The following is a 1,314-nucleotide window of genomic DNA, read 5'->3' on the forward strand; positions in this document are numbered from 1 at the left end:
GGCGCGCACAGCGACACCGCGGGGATTTCGAACCTCACCTCGCACGGGGGATTCCTGCCGAACGGCCCGGGGACGATCCTCACCGGCGTCCTGATAACGAAGATCACCGGGCCTTCGGCGCGGTACGTTGTAGATCGGCAACAGAAGGTGACTCGGGAGAGGCTGCGAACTCGTGGGTGTGCAGGGTGATCGCAAGTCATTCGGTGGCTTGGCCATCACGATTAACGTGGCCGTCGAGACCTCCGGATTCGAAGGCGGCGACGGCAGTCAGCACGCCGTCACGGTGACGACGCCGGACTACTCAGGCGCGGTCGTCTTCGAACCCGCTGATGACGCCAGCGGTGGCACGATCCGCATCACCGGAGACGACGAGCTGGACACGATGATCGCCGGGCTGGAGTGGGCGGCGCGGCGCCTGCGCGAGCTGGCCGGCCCTTCTCCTGCATGACGACGTCCGCCCGATCAACGGCCGAACCCAGCGCCGCCTCCCCGGTTTCTTCTCCGGCTTCCTCTCGACCTTCCAATCGAACTGCCCGCTAGAGGGGTAGGGGCGATCAGCTGGCTTGGCGCTGGTCACGGGCTACTACTGCCCTACCGATGTGACCCCCGACTTGCGGGTGAGGGAACACGCTCACGTCTGACCTTGCGTCGGCGATAGAACGGGCGTTCGATTCGGTGTCATGGCTTCGACGTGGACACGACCCTCGTGGTGCCCGCCGGTCGGGGACGGCCCCGCCTACCGGTGGGACATCGACTTCCTGTGCAACGGCGAGTACTGGTCACCCCAGAGCGGGCTGCTCGGCGGCCCGCCAGACGGCGTTGACCTCGAACAGCTGCTGCGGGACTGGTTCGCCCAGCGCGGCGGTCCCGCAGCCACCTGGCGTCTGCAGGTCGCGCCGCGCGAGGAGGAAGCACCGCCGATCGCGAGCGTCGAGCTGTGGTTCGACGAGCGGGTACGACCGGTAAAGAGCCTGCGCCGAGACGATGGCATACCCACACCGCCGCCGTGCTGGGCACCGGAGGGCCCTGCCCCGGCCTCGCCGAAGCCGACCTCACCCCCGGCGGGCCCGTTGGCGACAGTCAGTAACACCCGCGGAGCGCGGGACGTCTTCCCGTGAGCGGCACATCAAGCCGCGATCGGCCCGGTGGCAAGGACTCCCCCCACCTTGCCGCCGGGCCATCGGACATCAACCCGCGGGGAAGAGCTGCGACCGTGGGCGGGCTCAGAACAGCAAGTGCTGGCACCCGAGGTGCTGACGGGCGCCGAGAAGGTACTCGCCCGGGTACGCCGCGCGGATCCGAGCCCAGAACGGC

General features: G+C 68.6%; 2 protein-coding genes. Both read left to right on the forward strand.

Features of this window, described 5'->3' with window-relative positions:
• The first annotated feature begins 226 nt into the window (after nucleotides 1-226).
• Nucleotides 227-448 (forward strand): hypothetical protein, encoded by a 222-nt coding sequence (locus AB0435_RS34210; protein WP_366428746.1) that lies wholly within the window; start codon nucleotides 227-229, stop codon nucleotides 446-448.
• 232 nt (nucleotides 449-680) lie between these two features.
• Nucleotides 681-1,118 (forward strand): hypothetical protein, encoded by a 438-nt coding sequence (locus tag AB0435_RS34215; RefSeq protein ID WP_366428747.1) that lies wholly within the window; start codon nucleotides 681-683, stop codon nucleotides 1,116-1,118.
• Nucleotides 1,119-1,314: the final 196 nt, after the last annotated feature.

This window comes from Streptomyces sp. NPDC051173 (genome assembly GCF_040689515.1).
Classification (GTDB): domain Bacteria; phylum Actinomycetota; class Actinomycetes; order Streptomycetales; family Streptomycetaceae; genus Streptomyces.